The organism is Clostridium sp. MT-14 (assembly GCF_042436595.1).
GTDB lineage: Bacteria > Bacillota > Clostridia > Clostridiales > Clostridiaceae > Clostridium_B > Clostridium_B aromativorans.
Map to the genome: position 1 here is coordinate 1 of NZ_JBHMIY010000018.1, position 22,655 is coordinate 22,655.

The window sequence follows — 22,655 nt, forward strand, 5'->3', positions numbered from 1 at the left end:
TGACTAAGAAGCCATCCACTTCTATAAGTGGTGGTAGTTCACAATCCAATTTACAAATATTTCATTAGCTATTTATATGAAAGACAGAATGTTTTTCATATTTTAAGAAATACTATACTCAAGATTATATAAACTTGAGGTGGTATTAAGTGGAAAACAAACGCAAAGGTCTGTCTGCATGGCAGGTCACTATGATGGCACTGGGTACCATAATTGGAGGATCTTTTTTTATCGGATCATCAGTTGCTATTCATGCTGCAGGACCTGCTATTATGATATCCTATGTAGTAGCAGGAATTTTAGTCTATTTTATACTTTCCGCACTCTCGGATATGACGGAAAAATATCCATCATCAGGATCTTTCAGGTCATTTGCTGCGAAAGCTTTTGGATCAGGTGCTGGGTTCACCTTGGGATGGGTTTACTGGACTGGCATGATCCTGGCTATGTCCAGTGAGGCAGCTGCTATTTCCATTTTAGTGCGCAGCTGGTTTCCGGGAGTGCCCATTGGACTATTTGGAAGTGCTGTAATTGTTGTGGTTACACTGCTTAATTTACTTGGAGCCGATAAATTGAGCAAGTTTGAAAGTGGATTGGTTGCATTTAAATTATTGGCTATAGTGTCATTTATAATTATCGGTCTGCTTTTAATTATGGGACTTATTGGAAGAAATTCTCCGGTGGGTGTAGGTGAATTGAGATATGAACCACTGCTTTCGGGTGGTATAAAAGGTATACTGGGAAGTATGATTACAGTTATGTTTGCCTATGCAGGATTTGAAATAATAGGCCTGGCTGCTGCAGATACCGACAATCCTAAAAAAACAATTCCAAGAGCCATCAATTATACTGTTTTGAGCTTATTGGGACTTTACATAGTTTCTGTAGCTGTGCTTCTTCCGTTGATACCTACAGGAATACTTACTGAAAATGCAAGTCCTATGGTTGTGGCTCTGGATAGGTGGGGAATAAGCTGGGCCGGGAATGCAATAAATATAGTTATGTTTACTGCCATACTTTCGACTATGCTGGCAGCTATGTTTGGCCTGGGGAGAATGATTCGTTCTCTTGCAGAGGAAGGTCTTGCACCTAAATTATTGAAGGACAAAAGAGATGTCCCCTATAGGGGGATGATTTTTTCAGGTGCTGCAATGCTTTTGGGATTGATGCTGGGACTTTTATTTCCAAAAGTTTATTTATTTTTAGTGAGTTCGGGAGGATTTGCACTGCTTTTTACCTATGTCATGATTCTGGCTTCAGAAATTAAACTTTCTAAAAGAAGAAAGATAAAAAATAGATATGCATATTGGTTCACAATGGCAGCCCTTGTTGCTGTTATTTTTAGTATGCCTTTTGTTCCGGGGCAATCTCAGGGACTTATAGCAGGAATAATAATAATTTTATTTTATTCGCTGATCTATTCAGGAATAAAATATTATGAAAATATAAAAAAATTCAAGTATCAAAATGTAAAGAGAAATACTGCAGGACTATCTACTGAGTTTTCTGAAGAGTTGATGGAGGATGAGAAAAACCCAAAACAAAATATGGATGATAAATAATAATTATGAGAATGAGAGAGTTGAAATAAAAGGTGCTGCTGCATTAGCGATTTTTTAAATCGCTGTGAACAGCACTTTTATTATGATATAATATTATAATAATGTATGTTAAATTTAAAATGAGGTGACCAATATGTTTATAAATGAATTTAATAAAAGAGAATCCATTATCTTTATTAACTTAGTTCAGGCTCTAGCTAATGCAGATGAAGTGTTTGCTCATAGTGAGCAAATATTGATAGATGACTATATCAAAGAACTTTCTTTAAACAATGAAACTATAGAAAAACTAACATATGAATCAGCTATTGAAGAATTAGCATCATCTACAGACAGAATTAAAAATATACTTTATTTTGAATTACTTGGATTGGCTTTAGCAGATGGATCATATGATGAGAAAGAAATAAAATTTTTAGATAATATTGCATATAAACTTAATATAGATAATGCTAAGCAGCAGGATTTTATAAATTATTTTAAAATGACCAAGAATATCAATGACTTTATAACTATGAATCCTGAATGCAAAATAAAATTATTAAAAGAGACAGCTATGGATTTAATATAATATGGAATTAATATCAGAAGTGAACTGTATCATAGATAAACTGGGATCTTTAAATTTAAAATCGTATCTTATTGTCTACAATCTGAAAAGTCCATGCTCAAATTGAGTATGGACTTTTATTACTTAAATCTGTTTTTGTAAGACTGGACCATTTTTTTGACCATCTGTCCGCCAATAGTGCCGCCTGATTTTCCAGCATCTTTTGAGGTTAAGCCTGCAATATATTTTTTGTTCAAATCAATCCCCAATTGATTTGCTGTTTCCATTTTAAGCTTGTTTAATCTTTCTTTTGCCTCTGGAACCAAAGGTTTATTTGACATGAACAAAAGCCTCCTTTAATTTGTAATATATTTTTGGTGACATTTTAGTTTTTGTATATATGAGTAAGTTAGTCTATGAAATTGGAGAAATATTTAGCAGATATTTGCAAGAACAAAAACAGATAAACATGGAAAATTTATATACATTAGAGTATAATGGTTATTATAAAATAATTGATTTTAATTAGTGCGAGAAGGTGTTCATATGTCAAAAATTAAAGTGTGCAAGCATACCCTGAATTACAAGGATTTAATCAGGATTCTAAAGGATAATGAAATTGAATTCAAAACAAAAGATTGTCTCCACAAATGCTCAAAATGTCATGAGAAAGTTCTAGTTAAAAAGGGTGATAAATATATATCTGCAAAAAATGTTGAAAGTTTAATAGAGAAATTATCCAAAGTTTAGAGCTTAAAATTCAGTATTGTTTATCTTACAGGTTTTAAAAGAGCTGGTCAAAATTATACTTAAATGATTTTGACCAATTTTTTCATCAAAGTATATTGACAATCATAATAATATGATATACATTATAATTGGATGGTCAAAGAAATATACCGGGGAGGTGATGAGATGGTTTTAAAAACACCGTCAGATCTGCTTAGGGGACATACAGATACCATTGTGTTGGCCATTTTGAGAAAAGGTGACAGCTATGGATATGAAATTCACAAATCTATCATGGAAAAAACTCAAAATCAATTTGAAATGAAAGAAGCGACCCTTTATTCAAGCTATAGGAGGCTGGAGGAGAGTGGATACATTACTTCCTACTGGGGAGATGAATCTCAGGGAGGGAGGCGTAAATACTATAAAATTACTGAAAAGGGAAAAGAACTTTACAGGCAAAATAAGGAAGATTGGGAATTCTCTCAGAGGATACTCAATAAATTGTTGGAGGAGGAATGAAAAATGGATGTGAAAGTTCAGGTTTATATAGATAGACTTTTCCGGGATTATGAAGATACTCCCGAGCTCAAGGATTTCAAGGAAGAAATTGCAATCAATCTGCAGGAGAGAATTAAAGAGTTTAAAAATCAGAGCGAGTCTGATGAAAAAGCCTTTGAAAAGGCAGCAGCTGAACTAGGTGATATTACTAAAATTGCAGATCAGATAAGCCGGCAGAAGAGGAAGGAGGTCATTGACCAAATGTATGTACATTCAAGAATACAGGTTGACAAAAAGCATGCTGTTGGTTATGCAGCTGCAGGTGCCATTGCGCTGTTTGCTATAATATCAGCATTCACAACTTATTTTAGCACAGGTGAAATATCCACGGGGGTATCTACTCTAACGGTATTTATTTCAATTTCCACAGCCATGTTTGTATTTTTGGGCCTTACTCAGGAAACAAACACCGATTTCCCTATGGAATGGAAACGTGCCCTGATATATGGCATTTCATCTGCTGTGATTGTGTTTGGAGTTTGTGTTTCGGCCATGCTGTATTTTATGGAGGGAATGGGGCTTGAATCCGTATCTGGAAGTCTTATGCCTTTTGTAATTCCAGGTCTCTGTGTGCTTGTATTTTTACTGCTCACTGAAAAAGAAAGACATAAACCCTGGGTATTGGAGAGAGAAAGAATGTTTAAGGAGAATTATGCTACTGCATGTGGAGATGCAAAAACCCTGGAGCAGAGAGGGCTTTTATCCGGAGCACTTTGGCTGTTTTCGGCGGCGCTTTTTGTATTATTGGGTTTTATAATTGGTTTTAAATATTCCTGGGTTGTATTTTTATTTGCAGTTGCCTGTGAAGTACTTATAGAACTCTGGATGAGTTCAAAGATCAAAATGAAAAATAGATCCTGATTGTAGAAGAAATATGCTGGCAAAACTGTAATGCCAGCGGGAATTACAACTGTAATATTTGCTGATAAATATGGGTGTGATGCTGCCGTGGAATGTATGATTATAAATATTTTTTTGTTGTAGGCACAAATAAACTCACATTATAGCTGTGATTTTTTAAAGTCATTTTCCATCTGCTGTATCTGTCTTTGAAATACCTTTTTAAGGGGGGCAATCAGAAGAAATGTTCCTGTAAAACAGCCAAGCATTCCAAATATTTTAAGAAGATGATCCCAGTTGGGGCCTCCAATTGCCTCCCTGAAACCATTTATGGAATAGGTAAATGGTAAAAATGGCGCCATGTTGGCAAGCCTTGCTGAAATAATTTCAAGAGGGTATATGCCGCCTGTTCCAAAAATCTGGAATATCATAAGAACTGTAACCAGGGCCTTTCCTACATTTCCCAATATAAATATACATGTAAATATTATTATGGAAAATGTTATGCTTACCACAAATGCAACTTCTATCATGGCAGGTGTATTCACAGGTCTTATTCCCAGAAGCAAAAATTCTCCAAGCAGGGTTATAGATGTCTGTATTAAAGAAAGTCCCGTGAAAAGAAACAGTTTTCCACAATATTCCTGAATCATGCTGACCTTTGTTCCATCTCCAAATTTTTTGCATTTCAGCGTAAGTATAATTGAAAGAAGAAGTATACCTACCCATATTGACAGCGTAGTATAAAAAGGAGTGACTCCATATCCAAATAATCCGAGATTATAGAGCTGAACATTTTTCAACTCTACCGGAGATGACAATAGGCTTGAAATTTCAGGGCTTTTTTCCAGTATTTCTATTATATGATCAATATTCTTTTCATTTATCATATTCGTATCTTCGCTTAGCTGGTTTAATCTGTTCTGAATATCTCCAAGCCTTTTGTTTATCTGGTTTACATGTGATATTGATATTTCGCTGATAGAGGCACCTGCGTTTGCCAGTGAATTGAGCTGAGGAATAATCGTTCTTGTAGATTGAAGTATACCCTCATAAATTTCCAGACTCCTATCAATATTACTGCTCATGTCGTTCAGAGTCTGGCTGGTATTTGAATAAAAAACATTGGATATATTCACTGCATCTGATGACAATTCATTTCTCATTTTAGAGAGCTGAGCTATAATTGAATCTCTACTTTCGTTTGAACCATTACTGTTCACAAGCTGCTTCAATTGTGCAAGATAACCTTTTTCCATCTGTACGGAGTTCTTCATTCTAGCTAGGGCATTTATGAGTTCCACTGCACCATTGTTTGGCAGTACATCATCTATGGCATTGAGTATTTTGAGACTGCTGTCAATTTTTTCAGTCATCGAATCATTTAGATTATCTAGCTGATCTATAGTATTGTTTATGACAGCAGGATTTACAAATTCACTGCCCGTATTTTCAAGACTTGACAAACGGGATTGAAGCTGAGTGTTTTGGTTCTGAAGTTCATTTATCCCGCCTGACAGATTATTCTGTGCTGAACTTATAGCCTTTTTTGAGAACTGTACAAGGGATTTGCCATGATTTACAATATCTTGAAGGTTTTCAATTTGTCTGGAAAGTCTTGGGGTGTCATTTTTAAGCTTATTTAAATAATCCTGTATCTCCCTTGAATTTTCGTTTACCTCCGACAGATATTTTTTTGCTTTATCTATAGCTGTGATGGAATCCTCCAGCGAATCTTTAATTTGTAAAATTTCAGGTTTATAATTGTTTAACTTTTTGCCGATAGAATTCATCTGTTTGAGAGCTTCTCTGCTGCTTATCTTTACAAAGTTTGATTTAATCTGATCTGCCAGTACATCTTTTGCCTGGCTTGTAATTTCAGTAGCCGCTGCATTCAATTTCTCATTGGCTCTGTATACTATATTTGGCTTTTGAGGCTCCGAGGTGGCAAGCGTGAGAAGTCTACTTGAAAAATCTTCAGGAATTTCTATCAATGAATAGTACTTTCCAGTATTGAGCCCGTAATTTCCCTGCCATTCATCTATGATAACCCAGTTGATACTCCTGTCTTTTTTTAACTCGTTTATAATCTCATTTCCTACATTTATAGTCCTTTCATTAATGCTGCCGCCCTCATCTTTGTTGACAACTGCAATGGGAAGTCTGCTGGTATTGGCCTTTGAGTAGGGATCCCAGGACGCTTTTATATTTACAAGTGCATAGGAGGATGGGAGAAAGCAGAATACTATAATCGTTATGAGCACAGCAAAATTTTTTGTTATGTTTTTAAGATCCCTCTTTAATATTTTAAATACAGTATTCATGCTGGTGTCACTCCTATTATCAATATTTATATTCCAATACCTGACTCTATAAATTTACTATGAAATCTATTCATTATCCCATAGAGAGGCTTTTTCAAGAACAATCCCACCAATACGGCAATTACAGACATAAGAACAAGTATTGAAAAATCTATGACTACAGTACTTATAAGAGGCCCTCCAATCGATTCTCTAAATCCGCTTAGGCTGTAGGTAAACGGAAAGAAAGGCTGAAATATTCTAAAAATTAATGGGTTAAGCTGTATAGGATAAGTAGCACCGCTCCCTGCAAGCTGTACTACAACTAATAAGACAGCAATTGCCTTTCCAAGATTTCCAAATATGGACACCATACTGTATACTATTGTCGAAAATGCCAGGGATGAAATCAATCCAAAAATTATCATAAGGAAGAAATTTTCAGTATAAACATGGAGTATAAATTTAGTGGTAAATACAATTATAAGAGATTGTATTATAGAAATTGAAACGAAAAGCAGCATCTTTCCAAAATACTCCTCTTTCAATGATAGATTTTCAGATCCTTCAAATTTGGCTGCAGTTGTTTTAAGCATTGCTGCAAGCATGGTACATCCAACCCATATGGAAATTGTCATATAAGTAGGTGCAAATGCTGATCCGAAGTTTGGAATTGTATAAATATTTTCCTCCTTTATATTAAATGGATTGGCCATAAAATTTCCCATTATTTCAGGATCGTTTTGAAGTATGGTTATTATTTTCACTATATCCTTGTTATTTGTAAGTTTTAGTTTGTTACTGGCATTTATAATAGGCTTTTTAAATTGAAGAAGCTGATTCTCAAGTTTTCCAGAGGAATCAGCTATAAGTCTGCTTCCATCTATCAAGGTATTTATAGATTTGATGCCCCGCTTATTCATAAATTCTGCAGTCTTTAAAATATCGGCAGAATTATTTGAGGATGCTATTAAATCATCAGTTATTGCATCTAACTCTCCTTTTACTTCATTATTGTACTGGTTGACAGAATCAATGAGCTTCAAACTCACATTCCATGTATTGTGAACTATAGAATTATTCAAGCTGCTGTTTATCTGATTTGTATTGTTTAAACTCTGCTGAAGATTATTTATATTATTCCTCTCAATATTCAAAAGACTTTTTACATCATTTAAGGAATTTAAAAGATTTGATATTCTGCTGTTGTGTGCAAACCCGTTTACTGTCTGCAAAAAATCTATTATGGAGTCAACTTCTCCATTTAACATATCTATCTGATAATTCATCTTGTCCGCTGTGGAGTTTATGTTAGAGAAATTTACATCTTCAATTGATGAATTCAAATTGTCCGCAAGGGTCTGAAGTCTATAAATATCTGCTTTGGCATTGTTGAAGTTTACTTGAATGTTGTCAAAGGAATTGTTTAGGGAAGATTTTATTGATTTTATAAGTTCTTTATTGCCGACAGGTACTTGATTTGTTATATTTATATTTCCGGCCGTAGAAATAATGGGTTTTAATTGAGTAAGAATCAGTGCAATATCACTGGCATTGTCATTTATGCCTCCAAGTACAGCTGTAACGAGGTCCATATTGTCACCTAGAGCTATTATTGAATTCTTTAGGTCTATTATCTGAAATTTATTTTTTTCTGCTTTTTTCCCTATAATATTCAGAGAAGAAAATATAGCTTTGTTTACTGAATATACAAAATTGGATTTTATGGAGCTCACAAGGGAGTTAACTGCACCTTCGGTGATTTTGCTTCCCATAGGACTGGTCTTTGTATTTGATTTATAAAATATCTGAGCCTTTCTTGGATTATCCGTAATTATACTTGAAAGATCGTAGGAAAAATCTTCAGGTATCTCAATTTCAGCATAGTATTTTCCATCCATCATTCCCTGATCGGCTTCTTTTGAGTCGACAAATTTCCATCCAATATTATGATTTTTTTTTAGATTATTTACAATTTCATCTCCCATGTTGATATTTCTATCCTGAAATAGAGCACCCTGATCCCTGTTTACCACGGCTATAGAAATATTACTCAATTTGGCACTGGAGTAAGGATTCCAGATTGCCCTCACATTTACCAGTGTATATAAACAGGGCATTATACATAATCCTAGTACAGTTGCTAGTGCCGCTTTATTTTTTATGATGGTTTTTATATCTCTTTTAAATATACTTATGATATTCTTTATCATCTCATATCACTCCTATAAAATAACTGGAAAATGTGTTTCTTAAATGTTTTAATTGAAATTGATGTTGTTATAAAAACGGCTAAAGTTACCTAAAATAATTATTTTTATACCGGTAAATTTTTTGAGTATTTATATGGTATCCTTATTTACTAATCTGTATTCTAATTTTGGATGAGCTCAAAGATCAAGATGAAAAATAGCTTTTAATTCTGGAAAGAGAAGTCTTAAGGTGTCTTTTTTATGTCTGATTTTCCATAGAAATAATGTTATAATTACATTATATAGTTATGGTGTAATGTCTAACAAAAGGACATCTATCCGAAGAATACATTGTTAATATTCCCAACTTCATAAGGTGGGGGACAAGTACTGTTATGCACCTGGATAAGTTTGCCTTATGAGAAAATGAAGAAAAGGAGGGATTGTAATTTGAAAAAAAGTAGAGTTATACTACTTGAATGTACTGACTATGATGAAGATAAAGTATATAGAACCGTTAAAAGAGGGCTGGAGCTTCTAGGTGGAATAGAAAATTTTATGAGAAAAGATGAAAAAATTCTTTTAAAACCCAATCTTTTAAAAAGGGCAGTGCCGGATCAAGCTATAACAACTCATCCGTCGGTTTTTAAAGCTGTGGCAAGAGTTCTGAAGGAAAGTGGATATAATAAGATTTCATATGGTGATTCACCGGGAAATGGCAATCCTACGAAAATATCAAATACTGCTGGAATTGCCAGAGCAGCTGAAGAATTGGGAATTGAGGAAGCTGATTTTAGGCAGGGAGAAAAAGTTGATTTTCCACAGGGAAAAGTTGCAAAAAATTTTGTAATAAGCAGGGGGGCTTTAGATGCTGAGGCAGTTATAAATGTCTGTAAAATGAAAACCCATGCCCTAGAACGTGTTACTGGAGCTGTGAAAAATATATTTGGTTGCATATATGGTTTCAACAAGGGGCTGAGTCATGCAAAGTATCAGAATGCAGACAGATTTGCAAAAATGCTCTGTGATCTGCATGTAATGATAAAGCCAAGACTCCATATTATGGATGGAATTGTGGCCATGGAGGGAAATGGACCTTCGTCGGGAAGACCTGTAAAGATGAATATTATCCTCATGTCCGGGGATCCGGTGGCTCTTGACAGCGTCTTCTGCAGGCTCATCAATCTTGACCCAGAATCAGTGCCCACCAATGTAAACGGAGAAGTATGGGGACTTGGAAACTGGCATGATGAGAATATAGAGATTTTAACTCCTCAAGGAGAAAAACCAATAGAGGAGATTGTCAAGAAATATGGAAAAATGAATTTTGATGTCTATCGTGGAGATATAAAAAAAGCGGGTTTTCATAGAGTTGAATGGCTTATGAAGCTCATAAGGCAGAGACCCTATGTAGTAGAGGAAAGGTGTATCCGCTGTGGAATATGTGTAAATAGCTGTCCTGTAGAAGGAAAGGCCATAAAACTTGATAAGGACATGGGAACGATTCCCCAGTACGATTATGACAAATGTATCCGATGTTACTGCTGTCAGGAAATGTGCCCTCAAAAGGCAATTGAGGTAAAAACTCCATTTTTGAGAAAAATCCTTGATAAATTAGCCTGTTCCCGCTGATGAATACATTGGCTGTTTTTTATTTATACAGGTATGAAGAAGTAGAAAGAAAGATGATGAGATTTGAAGCTTTTAATACAACTGTTCATTAAGACTTGTGTAGAAACTGCCAATTTGACAGGTATGATGATATTTGTAGGTTTTCTTTTGGGCATGCTCAGAAATTATTCACTGATAAATTTTCAAAGAAGTCTTGGCAACAAGGCAGTAATGGTAACTGGTTTTATTGGAGTACCCATACATGAACTCAGCCATGGAATAGCTGCACTGCTGTTTGGGCATAGAATTACTGCCATCAAATTGCTTCAAAAGCCGGATGCCAACGGTGTCATGGGATATGTAGAGCACAGTTATGATCAAAACAGTATTTATGAGCAAATAGGAAATTTTTTTATAGGGATAGCCCCCATTTTTGGGGGCATTGCCTGCATGGTTGCTCTGATGTATGTGAGTATTCCGCAAACTTATAATAATTTTATGAATATCTTAATGAGAAATATTCATGTGGAGACAATAGATAAATCCACAGTTATGGGAATAGCACATTCCTATCTAGGACTCGTAAAGGATATTTTCTCAACTGGAAATTTTCAAAATCCTTATTTTTATGTATTTCTGTTTATATCCATATGCATATCTTCTCATATATCGCTGAGCTTGGCCGATATAAGAGGTGCTTCAATAGGATTGACAGCTATATTTTTCATACTGTTTATATTGAATATTTTTGGATTGTCGAAATATATTCAGGAGGTTAATTTGATAAAATATAATATTTTAGTAACGAGTTTTTTAGTTGTGGCAGTGATATTCTCTATGATAACCTTTTTGGTAAGCCTATTTTTTGTAGCTGTTAGAAGAAATTGAAATGACATTGATAGAAATTACAAACATAATACAGCTGCAGCATGATATGTTATATTTGCTGCAGCTGTATTATATCTTAGTGTTGTTCCCAGTTTATAAATTTTAATTTTGACGGTCATATGTGAATAGGAGCTGTCAAAACACGGTGCTTTGTGTGAAGAATGTCTTTGTTTTTTCCAACAAATAAAGTTCCTATGTGTTTACCTTCAATAATACTGTATAAATTCTCTGGTCTTTGACCCTGGGTTATAATCATATCAATGCCATGTGAAGTGGCAATTTGGGCTGCATCAAGCTTTGTGATCATTCCACCGGTACCACGGTTTGAACTAGAACCTTTTGCCAGTTTACGGATATTTTCATCAATATTACTAACTTGTTGGATAAGTCTTGCGTTGGGGTTTAACCTTGGATCACTTTCATAGAGCCCATCTATATCTGACATAAGAATTAATTTCTTTGCCCTGCAAAGTACGGCTACTATTGCGGAAAGTGTATCATTGTCACCAAATATTTTTTGGCTGGATTCAATTTCCCGATGGCTTACAGAATCATTTTCATTTACAATAGGAATAATATTTCTCTCTAAAAGGGAATCGAATGTGTTTATCAGATTGCGATTTTTTTCTTCCTGGTATACATCTTCTTCACTTAGAAGTATCTGGGCAACAATCTTACCGTATTCGCTGAAGAATTTATCGTAAATATGCATGAGTTCGCATTGCCCTACAGCAGCAGCAGCTTGTTTTATTCTGAGTTCTTTGGGACGCTCAATCAACCCCATTTTATTTGTTCCCACGGCAATGGCTCCGGATGAAACGAGGATGATCTCATAGCCTGAATTCTGGACACCGGATAAGACTTGAGCTAGCTTATCAATGTGCTGAAAATTTATTCCATAATTTTTACTTGTAATAGAAGATGTACCCACTTTTATGACTATACGATTTTTTATAAGTTTCATAATAAGCCAATCCTTTCTGTATTTTAGTTTTTATAGAATATAATTGAATATTGGTCTCATTTAAATATGATAAAATGATTATGTTGTTTAATTATCTAATTTAGATATCTTTTTTAAAAACTTACTTTATAATAAGAAAGCCCTAAGTTGATTAAAATCAACTTAGGGCGAATATACTTTTCCGTGTTGCCACCTAAATTCAGTAAGAACTGCACTCAACCAGTACGAAGACATATCTTGATACTGTTTTCCTGATAGCGGTGGAATTTCCGATGAAGCCTACTGGATGTTCTTTCGGTTCATAGCTCCAAGACTGGTTCAATATTTTTTCATTAAAGTTTCACACCGGCCAACTTCTCTCTTAAAATCTAAAATACTTACTATTTCTTTTCACAGCATTTATAATATTTATTTTTTAAAAGTATAACACTAATTGAAAAAAATATCAAGTAAAGAATTATTGATGTGTATAATGGATATCTGTGAAAACAGACAAACTGGATGGAGCCATATAAAGATTACAAAATTGTAAGATGGCATTTTATTTTGTAAGGCAGCAGACATGGAGCTGGAGATGGAATTCATCTATAATTTAGATAGATAGGAGGGAAAGTATAAAATGGAAATATTAAAGGTGGAGAATTTGACTAAGATATATGGGAAAGGTGAAAACAAAGTAGAAGCACTGAAAGACATAAACTTATCCGTAAATAAAGGAGAATTTGTAGCAATTGTAGGTGCTTCAGGTTCCGGCAAGAGCACGCTTTTGCATCTTCTGGGAGGTCTTGACAGGCCTACTGCAGGTAAAGTGATAATTGAAGGAGAAAATATTTATGGTTACAAGGAGAACAGGCTTGCTGTATTCAGGCGGAGGAAAATAGGATTTGTGTTTCAATTTTTCAATCTGATACCTGTTCTGGATGTAGAAGAAAATATATCACTTCCGGCACTTTTAGACAATGACAGGGTGGATGAAAAATATTTGGAGGAAATTATAAAATTATTGGGACTTGAGGAAAGAAAAAAGCACCTTCCTTCTGAACTGTCAGGAGGTCAGCAGCAAAGGGTGTCCATTGGAAGAGCTCTTTTAAACAAGCCTTCCATGGTTCTTGCAGATGAGCCTACGGGAAATCTTGACAGCAAAAATTCAAAGGAGGTCATTGAACTTTTAAAATATACAGCTAAAAAATACAATCAAACCCTTGTACTGATTACTCATGATATAAATATAGCGTCTATGGCAGACAGGATAGTTACTATTGAAGATGGACATATAATTTCAGATAAACGTCTGCAAAATGACTAGATAAAGAAGGAGGTGATTAATATGATTACAAGTTACAAGGAACTTACAGGAAAATATCTCAGTTCAAATAAAAAGAGAAGCATACTCACTATTATAGGGATAGTATTGTCTGCTGCACTTATATGTACAATAGGTTTCTTTATCATGAGCATGCAAAATGCAGAAATTGAAAGGGTAAAAAGTGCCTATGGCTCCTGGCATGTGTCCTATACAGCTCCAGATAAAGAGCTTGCTGCAAAAGTCACAGGAAACCCCAAGGTTTCACGCAGCGGTTTTTGTCAACAAGGTGAGAATATAAAGATAAATGAGGATGTAAGTGTGAGTCCCGTTATAGCTTCGGACAGTGCCCTGGAACTTCTCCCCTATAAGATAAAGACAGGGAGATTTCCAGAAAATGACCATGAGGCAGCTGTGGAAAACTGGGCACTCAGATACGTGAAAAAAGATGCAAAATTAGGTGACAAGATAAAATTAAATGGCAGGGAGTATACCCTGGCTGGAATACTCCAGGATAACTTAGACAGTCAAGTTAATAAAACAGGCATTTTTTTATCCAAAGACAGTAGTATTGATATGCAGAGATCACTACTTATTGCGGAGATAAGCTCAAAGACAAATTTAAGAAGGGCAGTTTCAGAACTGGATGGTCTGCCAAAAAATAAAACAGTAGAAATAAACGGCAAAAATACCCCATCTGTTGTGAATAATTCTCCTCTTATAGATATAGAAGGGGGAGGAGACGGCAAATCAGGATTGTCCGGGCTGTACTCTACAGTGGCGATTATAATAGGAATAGTGCTTGTAGCAGCAATTGCGGTAATATACAATTCTTTTCAGATAAGTGTAGTGGAGAGAATGAGACAGTTCGGTCTCTTGAGGGCAATTGGAGCAACTCCGGCACAGATAAGGAAAATAGTGCTCAGGGAGGCGTCGGTGCTTTCGATCATAGGTGTACCACTGGGACTCATATGCGGTATTATAGCTATTTTTGCCATAAATCTTATATTCAGGATGATTGGTAAAGATATGGTTTCCATGATGATGAAAGTATCTATATCACCTGTAGTCATGCTTATAAGTGCTGCAGTTTCAATAGCGGCCATATATATATCTGCGCTGCTGCCTGCACTGTTTGCGGGGAGAATTTCTCCACTGTCTGCCATAAGCGGAAGGACAGCCATTGTAAAGGAAAAAATAAAAAGAAGAAAAAATATAATTATAAGCAAGCTGTTTAAATTTGAAGGAAATATGGCCTATAAGAATATAAAGAGGAACAGGAAGAGATACAGGATAACTGTTTTTTCCATAGCCATAAGCGTGCTGCTGTTTGTTACCTTCAAATCCTTTATGGATATGACTTTGAATTTATCGGGAAGTGTGAACGAGTCCAAAAATATACATTTTTCCATTCAGCCAAATATAAAAAGCGGTTTTATAAAGGATGACACCATAAAAGGTATAAGTGCTTTGAATTCAGTGAGCAGGATATACAAAATGTACAATGAATACAATTTTGTTGAATTTATAGACAAGAGCAGGGAAATAGAGGCAGTAAAATCCATAGATGGAGTATACGGCAAAAACGTGGAGGTAGAGGGCGAAAAGAAAGTACCCATGAATGGAATTGTCACCGTCTATGATGAAAATGCCCTGGATGCTTCAAAAAAGTATCTGCAGTCCGGAAATATAGACATGAATAAGTTAAATGAGGAAAATGGTGTTATTCTGATAAATAAAAACTTGGTGTACAATAAAAAGGAAAAGAAAAGCTATGTCGGTCCAGTAGCGAACATAAAAGCAGGGGATGAGATAGAGCTTAAATACAGCGGAGAGACGAAGACTACTTCAATAGATGATGGAAATATTACAAATAGTTATAAAGAATCAGCTCAAAACAGTGGCGATATCAAAAAAGTAAAAGTGCTGGCAGTTCTTAAAGATGAACCTTTTGATCTAAATGGACAGAATGGACCAAAACTTATAACTACCAGGGAAGTGGCGGAGAAACTTACAGGAATAAATGATATCAAACCAGTGGTACTGAATATTGCTATCAAAGATGTCAAAAATGAAAACAGCGCAAAAGATCAGATAGAAAATATTATAAAATCCGATCCTTCACTTAGTTTGATAAATCATCTTGATAAAAACAGAAGCACAAGATCGGTGATTTTAATGATTGAAATACTGGTATATGGATTTGTAGTGGTAGTGTCACTTATTGGAAGTGTGAACATCATAAATACCCTCACCACAAATATAATACTCAGAAGAAGGGAATTTGCCATTTTAAAGGCCATAGGCCTCACTCAAAAGGGACTGAAAAAAATGATAGTGCTGGAAGGTTTTCTCTATGCGGTTATTGGAACCATATACGGCTCCATAATAGCATGTGGTCTTTCCTATATGATGTATCAGGGAACGGTGAGTGTAAGAGAATCCAGCTGGCAGATCCCATGGATCGGAATAGCTATTGCAGCTGCTGCAGCTGTAATCATAGGATATATTTCCGTGCTTTCACCTCTTTCCAGAATAAACAGGGAAAATCTGATTGACACAATAAGAGAAGACTATTAACAATTAACAATGTACAATTCACAATTTATGGTGATTGTACATTGTTTGTGATTTTGCTGTACAATCCGTTTTTGTTTTAAATTCTAAAAAGATATTGAATTTGTAAAAAGATGTGCTATAATTTACTTATAGCTACCATACAAGTATACTTGTATGGTACAAAGACAATGAAGGTGATGAATTATGACTCTTGTAACAGGCAAAAATTTAACCAGTAAAAAATTATATCAAATTTTAAAGGAAGATATTATACATCTTGATCTTAAACCCGGCCTCAGTATTTCTGAAAAGGGTATTTCTGAAAAATTCAATATAAGCAGAACTCCTGTAAGGGAAGCATTTTTACTTTTATCCCAGGAAGGACTGCTTGATATTTATCCGCAGAAAGGTACATTTGTATCATTGATTGATCTGGATGCAGTAGAAGAAGCAAGGTTTTTGAGGGAACATGTTGAAAGAGCTGTGGTAAGGCTTGCGTGTAAACAATTTCCTGAAGAAAAGCTTATATTTCTGAAGATGAATTTAGAAATGCAGAAGATGTCCATTAAAAAAAATGATTATACAAGGGCGTTTAAATTGGATGAGCAATTTCATAAAACTATTTTTGAGGGGTGCAATAAGGAGAGAACCTGGGATACTATATGTCAGGTGGAAATGGATTTTCAGCGCATACGTGTGCTTACACTTTCCTCTAATTTGAAAATTGATGATGTATATTCTCAACATAAAATTATAATTGAAGCAATAAAGAATGAGAAACCCGAGAAGGCTGATGAAATTATGAAAAATCACCTGACTATGGTCAATTATAATTTAAAAGATGTAAAAGAGAGATATCCTCAATATTTTAAATGATGTCTGCATAAAATGAGGGTGTAACTTGACATATTCCGGCAAGAATATATCAAGCTCAAAAACCCTCTGATGAAATATATAACTATTATAATTTTAACATAATGTTTATTGTTATACCATAGTCTATTGAAAGTGAAATTCAGAGAGGTGAAAACTTTTGGAAAAGGTTTAATCTAACCTTAGTATCTAATGGATTGATAAGGCGGCAGTATGAAAGTATGATTGAATTGAAGAAGGATTGTATGAAGAATATAACGGCATGGAAAGCAGCTGAAATCAAATTACCGGATTTCAACTATGAGGAAATGTGCAGAAATACCAGGAAAAACCCGGTATGGGTGCACTTTGGTTCAGGAAACATATTTAGAGGATTTATAGCGGCACTCCAACAGAAGCTTCTGGATTCAGGTAAAATAAAGACAGGGATAACTGCGGTGGAGACCTATGACTATGAAATCATAGATAAAGTATACAAACCTCACGACAACTTGAGTCTTCAGGTAATTATGAGGCCGGACGGTAGTTTTGACAATACAGTTATTGCAAGTATTGGAGAAAGCATAGCTGCAGACAGGGAAAGAGAAGAAAACTGGAAGAGATTGAAGGAGATATTTTCAAAACCTTCACTTCAAATTGCCAGCTTTACTATAACTGAAAAAGGATATAATTTGAAAAAATTATCCGGTGAATTTATAGATGAAGTCAGCAGAGACATAGTGAATGGTCCAGATAAGGCAAGCAATGTGATGGCAAAAGTTGCATCACTTCTATATATCAGGTTTAAAGCAGGAGAACTTCCAATTGCAGTGGTTAGCATGGATAATTGTTCACACAATGGGGAAAAATTGTCTAATTCAATAAATACAATTGCAGCTAAGTGGGTTGAAAATGGACTTGTGGAAAAAGAATTTTTAAATTATATAGGCAATACCGATGAAGTTACATTTCCATGGAGTATGATAGACAAGATAACTCCAAGGCCTTCCAAATCTGTAGAGGAAAAACTTGAGGAACTGGGAATTAAGGGCATGAAACCAATAATAACAGTTAAGAACACCTATATAGCACCATTTGTCAACGCTGAGGGGCCTCAGTATCTTGTAATTGAAGATGCTTTTCCAAATGGAAGAGTACCCCTTGAAGAGGCAGGAGTGTATTTTACAGACAGGGAAACTGTTGAGAAAGTTGAAAAAATGAAAGTATGTACATGCCTTAATCCGCTTCACACGACAATGGCCGTATTTGGATGCATGCTTGGTTACAATCTAATTGCGGATGAAATGAAGGATGATGACATAGTCAGGCTTATAAATAAAATAGGATATGAAGAAGGCATGCCTGTGGTTTCAAATCCAGGGATAATAGCACCGGAGGATTTCATAAGGGAGGTTATAGAAGTACGACTTCCCAATCCATATATACCGGATACACCCCAGAGAATTGCAACGGATACATCCCAGAAGGTCGGCATAAGATTTGGAGAGACTATAAAAGCATATGTTGAAAGAGAGGATTTGAACGTAAGATCTTTAAAATATATACCTCTGGTTATTGCAGGGTGGTGCAGGTATATGCTGGGAATAGATGATCGGGGAAAAGAATTTGAATTAAGTCCCGATCCGCTTCTGGACAGCTTGAGAAAGCACCTTTCAAAGGTGAAGCTAGGAGGGAAATATGAGAGAGGCACTCTGAAGCCCATACTTTCCAACAGTGAAATATTTGGAATGGATTTGTACAAAATAGGAATTGGAGATAGAATAGAAAGTTATTTTTCTGAAATGGTAGCGGGAAAGAATTCAGTTAGAAATACACTTGAAAAGTATTTAAAATAAATATTATTGGGAAGGAATGTTTTTATGAAGATGACATTTAGGTGGTTTGGCGAAAATGATGACAGTGTTACATTGGATCAAATACGTCAAATACCGGGAGTTAAAGGAATCGTAGGATTTTTATCTGATATTCAGGCAGGAGAAGTATGGCCGCTGGACAGGATATTAGATTACAAGAAGAATATAGAGGATCATGGATTGGAGCTTGAAGTGATAGAGAGTGTAAATGTTCATGAGGACATAAAACTTGGACTGCCATCAAGGGATAGGTATATAGAGAATTACAGGGAAACAATTAAAAATTTAGGACAAACTGGTATAAAGGTTATATGTTATAATTTTATGCCTGTATTTGACTGGCTCAGAACTGACCTTGCATATAAGCTTCCAGATGGATCTGAGGTGTTGTACTACGATGATGACAAGTTGAAAGGGCTGGATCCTATAAAGCTTGTAGAGGACACTGAAAAAAGTTCAAATGGATTTTCGCTTCCAGGCTGGGAACCTGAAAGACTTAAAGAGCTGAAGAAAATTTTTGATTTATACAAGGGAGTAAATGAAGAAAAACTTTTTGAAAACTACAGATATTTTCTTGAAGCAATAATGCCAGTGTGTGAAAAATATGATGTTAAGATGGCCGTTCATCCTGACGATCCTGCATGGAATGTATTTGGACTTCCAAGAATAGTACATTCAAAGGAAAATCTGGATAAGATAATAAACCTTGTGGACAGTGCTTACAACGGAATTACACTTTGCAGCGGATCACTGGGATCCAGTACTAAAAACAATATACCCGAGCTCATAAGATATTTTGGTGCTAAAAAAAGAATATATTTTGCACATGTAAGAAATATAAAAATATTGTCCGAGAAGCATTTTCATGAAGTCTCTCATCTTTCCAGTGATGGAAGTTTCGACATGTTTGAAATAATGAAGGCATTTTACGATGTGGGATTTGATGGATACGTAAGGCCTGACCATGGAAGAATGATCTGGGGTGAAAAGGCAAGACCCGGATATGGACTGTATGACAGAGCTCTCGGAGCAACATATTTAAATGGACTCTGGGAAGCCATTGGAAAAATGGACAATAAAAAATAGACATTTTTTTACTCATAATTGATCATATAGAATTCCGACTATTCAATATGATCAATTATGAAAAAATGTCCAATAAAAATTATATACAAATTTAATTATAACATCAACTATTATGATTAACAATTAGGAGGAAATGTTATGAAAATTGCAAGAGTCTATGGAAAAGATGATTTAAGATTGGAGGAAGAAGAGATACCTAAAATTGCAAACGCCAATGATGTTTTGATAAAGACAAAAAGAGTTGGTATTTGTGGATCAGATGTTCATCTATATCATGGTGAAAATCCGTTAGCTGTATTACCGAGGGTTATGGGACATGAAGTTGTTGGAGAAGTTGTTGAAATTGGTAGTAACGTAAAAAATTTAAAAAAAGAAGACCATGTTGTAGTTGAACCAATTAGATATTGCGGCAAATGTTATGCATGTCGTCATGGGATGCCCAATGTTTGTAAGGAATTAAGTGTATTTGGTGTTCATGAAGATGGCGGTATGAGAGAATATTTTACAGTACCTGAGAAACAATGTTACATACTGGATAAAAAATTGGATTGGGATACAGCAGTACTTGCAGAACCGTACACTATAGGGGCAAATGCAACATTTAGAGGCAATGTGGGAATTGGTGACAAGATTCTTGTTCAAGGAGCAGGTCCTATTGGAATATGTATTCTTAAATTAGCTAAAATCAAGGGTGCAGAAGTAATGATAAGTGATATAGTATCCGAAAAACTGAAATTTGCCAAACAAAATGGAGCAGATAGAATTGTCAATGTATTAAATGAAGATATAAAGGAAGCGGTAAAAGATTGGACAGGCAATGAAGGGGTAAATAAAGTTATAGATGCTGTAGGCACTACAAAGACATTTGAACTTGGCTTTGATGTAACTTCACCGGCAGGAACTATTGTCGTACTTGGGTTTTCAGAGGATGATGCTCAAATTAAACAGCTTCCAATTACTAAAAAACAACTGACTGTTGTTGGAAGCAGACTTCAGGCTTATCAATTTGCAAATGTTATTAGGTTGATGGAAAGTGGAAATTTAAAATCTGACGGGTTAATTACGCATAAGTTCAAATTTAAAGAAGTTCAAAAAGCGTTTGATTTTGTTGATGAACATGCTGAGAAAGTTAAAAAAATGATTCTTACTTTTGGTGACTAGTTAAGATTAAGGCAGCTTGGAAATTAGGGATAGGTATTAAAAAATAAAGTTTAATTTTCATAAATAGCAAGGAAGGTGTAGTAAAAATGGAAAAAAATGATAATGCTACTTATCAGATTGAAACGAGAGAATTGGTTAAAGTTGCTGTAAGTGGTTGGCTTGGAACTGCGATGGAATTTATGGATTTTCAATTATATTCTCTTGCGGCAGCTATTGTTTTTAATGAAGTGTTTTTCCCCAATTCAAGTCCTGCCATGGGTTTAATAATGTCTATGGGAACGTATGGTGCTGGATATGTTGCTAGGTTGATTGGAGCATATATATTTGGAAGAATTGGTGACAAAATGGGACGTAGAACTGTTCTTTTTGTTACTATAACTCTTATGGGACTTGCGTCAACATTGATAGGTTTCTTGCCTACTTATCAAAAAGTTGGTATATTAGCGCCGATTGGATTAGTTGTATTACGAATCTTTCAGGGTCTAGGTGCTGGAGCAGAAATAAGCGGTGCTGGTGTTATGGTTGCTGAGTTTTCTAAAGTGAAAAACAGAGGTTTAATTGGTAGCTTAGTTTGTTTAGGAACTTCATCTGGAACATTATTAGCCAATTTAGTTTGGTCGATTATTTTAATGAATGTTAACGAAAACGATTTACTTACGTGGGGATGGAGAATTCCGTTTTTTGCTTCCTTTGTTGTCATGATTGCAGCAATTTTAATTAGAATTTTTGTTAAAGAGAGTCCGGTTATGGCGGAGAAGAAAAAGCTGCTTTTAAAAGAAAGAGAAGAAAAAGAAAAAAATAGTAAACCAGTTAAGGTTAAGAGAAAAGGAAAGAAGAGTTTTGCAATTGCCTTGGGATTACGTTTTGGACAAGCTGGCAATAGTGGTATTTTGCAAACATATCTAGCAGGTTTTATTGTCACTGTTCTTTTAATGCAAAAAACTGTTGCAACTAATGCCAATATTATTTCATCTTTAATATCTTTTATGACTATTCCTGTAGTTGGATATCTTGGTGATAAGTTTGGAAGAAGAAAGCTGTATATGATTTTATCATTTGCTATGGCAGTTTATGCGATTCCAATGATGATGATGATTAATTCAAAGAATGTTGTTGTACTGACTATTGCACTGGTAATTGGTTTGAATGTTGGTTGTCAAGGAATATTTGCTTTAGAAAATGTAATGCTCAGTGAATTATTTGGATCAAAAAATAGAGTGACTTTAGTATCTCTTGCTAAAGAAATAGCAGGTGTTATAGCTACTGGTTTTGGTCCTTTAATTGCAGCTAGCTGGGTGTCAGCAGTTTCAGGAAGTTGGCTTCCAGTTGCTATAATGCTTATTGTTTTCTCTTTAAGTACATTTTTTAGTTCTTATGCTTCTGAAGATGTTACCGGAAGAGATTTAAATGATTTAGATGATGCAATGTAGTTTTGTGTTTAAAGTTTATTAATCAAATGTGGGTTTAATTGCATGCTTGTTGTTAAGTCTTCTTATATAGTGAAACCTTTACATAATAAAATGGTATAGTCACAATTAAGTCATCCTTTACTGATATTTTTCGACTTTTTAGCGAAAATAGTCGGGCAAAGTGATGGCTTATTTTTGATATTGATAATTT

At 35.0% G+C, this 22,655-nt stretch carries 18 protein-coding genes and 1 other annotated feature; of the genes, 14 read left to right on the forward strand and 4 right to left on the reverse strand.

Annotation, left to right across the window (positions count from 1 at the left end; all coding sequences use genetic code 11):
* Positions 1-149: 149 nt before the first annotated feature.
* Positions 150-1,562 carry an amino acid permease gene (locus ACFHWD_RS12685; RefSeq protein ID WP_179977516.1) on the forward strand — a complete coding sequence of 471 codons (1,413 nt, stop codon included), beginning with the start codon at positions 150-152 and terminating at the stop codon, positions 1,560-1,562.
* Positions 1,563-1,695: 133 nt separating this feature from the next.
* Positions 1,696-2,133, forward strand: a complete 438-nt coding sequence (locus ACFHWD_RS12690) for a hypothetical protein (RefSeq protein WP_150355837.1) — start codon at positions 1,696-1,698, stop codon at positions 2,131-2,133.
* Between the two features lie 119 nt (positions 2,134-2,252).
* Here ACFHWD_RS12690 and ACFHWD_RS12695 read toward each other — a convergent pair whose 3' ends face one another.
* On the reverse strand, positions 2,253-2,453 hold the full coding sequence (locus ACFHWD_RS12695) for an alpha/beta-type small acid-soluble spore protein (RefSeq protein ID WP_150355836.1): 201 nt from the start codon (positions 2,451-2,453) through the stop codon (positions 2,253-2,255).
* A 205-nt stretch (positions 2,454-2,658) separates the two neighbouring features.
* On the opposite strand from ACFHWD_RS12695, the gene ACFHWD_RS12700 reads away from it, so the two are divergent.
* From ACFHWD_RS12700 to ACFHWD_RS12710, 3 genes are all read left to right on the forward strand, one after another.
* Entirely contained in the window at positions 2,659-2,862 is a 204-nt protein-coding gene (locus ACFHWD_RS12700; protein ID WP_378062167.1) for a hypothetical protein, read from the forward strand.
* Between the two features lie 165 nt (positions 2,863-3,027).
* Positions 3,028-3,363: a PadR family transcriptional regulator gene (locus tag ACFHWD_RS12705; protein WP_378062169.1), complete on the forward strand. Its 336-nt coding sequence runs from the start codon at positions 3,028-3,030 to the stop codon at positions 3,361-3,363.
* Positions 3,364-3,366: 3 nt separating this feature from the next.
* The gene (locus ACFHWD_RS12710; protein ID WP_378062171.1) at positions 3,367-4,263 is read left to right on the forward strand and encodes a permease prefix domain 1-containing protein; all 897 of its coding nucleotides are present in this window, start codon (positions 3,367-3,369) and stop codon (positions 4,261-4,263) included.
* 140 nt (positions 4,264-4,403) lie between these two features.
* Here ACFHWD_RS12710 and ACFHWD_RS12715 read toward each other — a convergent pair whose 3' ends face one another.
* Positions 4,404-6,566 (reverse strand): YhgE/Pip family protein, encoded by a 2,163-nt coding sequence (locus ACFHWD_RS12715; RefSeq protein WP_378062173.1) that lies wholly within the window; start codon positions 6,564-6,566, stop codon positions 4,404-4,406.
* A gap of 26 nt (positions 6,567-6,592) precedes the next feature.
* Positions 6,593-8,758: a YhgE/Pip domain-containing protein gene (locus ACFHWD_RS12720; protein WP_179977513.1), complete on the reverse strand. Its 2,166-nt coding sequence runs from the start codon at positions 8,756-8,758 to the stop codon at positions 6,593-6,595.
* 429 nt (positions 8,759-9,187) lie between these two features.
* Here ACFHWD_RS12720 and ACFHWD_RS12725 point away from each other — a divergent pair, with 429 nt between their 5' ends.
* Entirely contained in the window at positions 9,188-10,369 is a 1,182-nt protein-coding gene (locus ACFHWD_RS12725) for a DUF362 domain-containing protein (protein WP_229981698.1), read from the forward strand.
* 63 nt (positions 10,370-10,432) lie between these two features.
* A complete protein-coding gene (locus tag ACFHWD_RS12730) occupies positions 10,433-11,236 on the forward strand; it encodes a hypothetical protein (RefSeq protein ID WP_378062175.1) in 804 nt (267 codons plus the stop codon).
* Between the two features lie 115 nt (positions 11,237-11,351).
* On the opposite strand, the gene proB is transcribed toward ACFHWD_RS12730, so the two are convergent.
* Positions 11,352-12,200 carry a glutamate 5-kinase gene (proB, locus tag ACFHWD_RS12735; RefSeq protein WP_378062177.1) on the reverse strand — a complete coding sequence of 283 codons (849 nt, stop codon included), beginning with the start codon at positions 12,198-12,200 and terminating at the stop codon, positions 11,352-11,354.
* Between the two features lie 160 nt (positions 12,201-12,360).
* Positions 12,361-12,603: a binding site (T-box leader), on the reverse strand.
* Positions 12,604-12,819: 216 nt separating this feature from the next.
* Here proB and ACFHWD_RS12740 point away from each other — a divergent pair.
* The 7 genes from ACFHWD_RS12740 (at position 12,820) to ACFHWD_RS12770 (ending at position 22,465) form a co-directional block, all read left to right on the forward strand.
* Complete coding sequence (locus ACFHWD_RS12740; protein WP_106010450.1) at positions 12,820-13,506, forward strand: ABC transporter ATP-binding protein; 687 nt, start codon at positions 12,820-12,822, stop codon at positions 13,504-13,506.
* 21 nt (positions 13,507-13,527) lie between these two features.
* Positions 13,528-16,083 carry an ABC transporter permease gene (locus ACFHWD_RS12745; RefSeq protein WP_229981696.1) on the forward strand — a complete coding sequence of 852 codons (2,556 nt, stop codon included), beginning with the start codon at positions 13,528-13,530 and terminating at the stop codon, positions 16,081-16,083.
* 183 nt (positions 16,084-16,266) lie between these two features.
* Positions 16,267-16,938 carry a GntR family transcriptional regulator gene (locus ACFHWD_RS12750; protein WP_150355825.1) on the forward strand — a complete coding sequence of 224 codons (672 nt, stop codon included), beginning with the start codon at positions 16,267-16,269 and terminating at the stop codon, positions 16,936-16,938.
* Positions 16,939-17,156: 218 nt separating this feature from the next.
* Positions 17,157-18,770: a mannitol dehydrogenase family protein gene (locus ACFHWD_RS12755; RefSeq protein WP_268253891.1), complete on the forward strand. Its 1,614-nt coding sequence runs from the start codon at positions 17,157-17,159 to the stop codon at positions 18,768-18,770.
* 24 nt (positions 18,771-18,794) lie between these two features.
* Positions 18,795-19,874: a mannonate dehydratase gene (gene uxuA / locus ACFHWD_RS12760; RefSeq protein ID WP_229981695.1), complete on the forward strand. Its 1,080-nt coding sequence runs from the start codon at positions 18,795-18,797 to the stop codon at positions 19,872-19,874.
* A gap of 138 nt (positions 19,875-20,012) precedes the next feature.
* The gene (locus ACFHWD_RS12765; RefSeq protein ID WP_229981694.1) at positions 20,013-21,035 is read left to right on the forward strand and encodes a zinc-binding alcohol dehydrogenase family protein; all 1,023 of its coding nucleotides are present in this window, start codon (positions 20,013-20,015) and stop codon (positions 21,033-21,035) included.
* 86 nt (positions 21,036-21,121) lie between these two features.
* Positions 21,122-22,465: an MFS transporter gene (locus tag ACFHWD_RS12770; protein ID WP_229981693.1), complete on the forward strand. Its 1,344-nt coding sequence runs from the start codon at positions 21,122-21,124 to the stop codon at positions 22,463-22,465.
* Positions 22,466-22,655: the final 190 nt, after the last annotated feature.